Annotated in this window: 1 protein-coding gene; it reads right to left on the minus strand. The window is 59.6% G+C overall.

The window, feature by feature from the left end; translation table 11 throughout:
- The coding region (locus IE239_RS41575; RefSeq protein WP_190154624.1) for a hypothetical protein at positions 1-594 on the minus strand (594 nt) is incomplete at its 3' end.
- Between the last annotated feature and the right edge of the window lie 57 nt (positions 595-651).

The raw sequence follows: 651 nt of genomic DNA on the forward strand, positions 1-651 counted from the left end.
GATCGTGGTGTCGACCTGGCTCTTCGCCGTGAAATTGGCGCGCGTGCCGGCACGCAGCTGCTCCTGGTTCATCACCGCCGAGTTCCTGGACCGGTAGGCGCCCTGCTCCTGACTGGGTGTTCCGAACTGCCGGACGAACGCCCAGTACGCGTCCGCGTCCAGCTGGAACTCCAGGACGACCTCATCGTGAGACGCTGCGTTCACATTGCTGAATTTACGAGTATGTGTGAGGGACGTCGTGAAGAACTTCCGGTGCTCGTCGCTCCTGTTGTGCGCCATGGCCTGCCTCAGCCCTGAGGTATAGCTCGACGCACTCAGGAACTGTCCCGCTTCGCTGCGTGCCATCTTGCGATAAAGGCGAACGATCCGAGGGTTCGAGGATTCCATGGTCGTCGCCTCGGTCTGCCGCTGCCTCCGGTTTCTCTCCAGCTCGTCATGGAACGACCTCATCTCTTTCATGAGGACTTCGCTGTAGATCAGCCGGGATTCAAAGACGGAGTGATCCAGGTGCGAGTAGACTTCGTCGAAAGTAGGAACACGGGAAACGTCGAAAAGGGAGAACATTCCGGCGTACTGACCATAGAAACGCTCCATGGCATCCGCTGTGATCTTCCTTGCGGGCGCCTGAACCGAAGCGGGAACGGTGGCGGG

It is taken from the genome of Streptomyces humidus (genome assembly GCF_014649655.1).
Taxonomy (GTDB): Bacteria; Actinomycetota; Actinomycetes; order Streptomycetales; family Streptomycetaceae; genus Streptomyces; species Streptomyces humidus.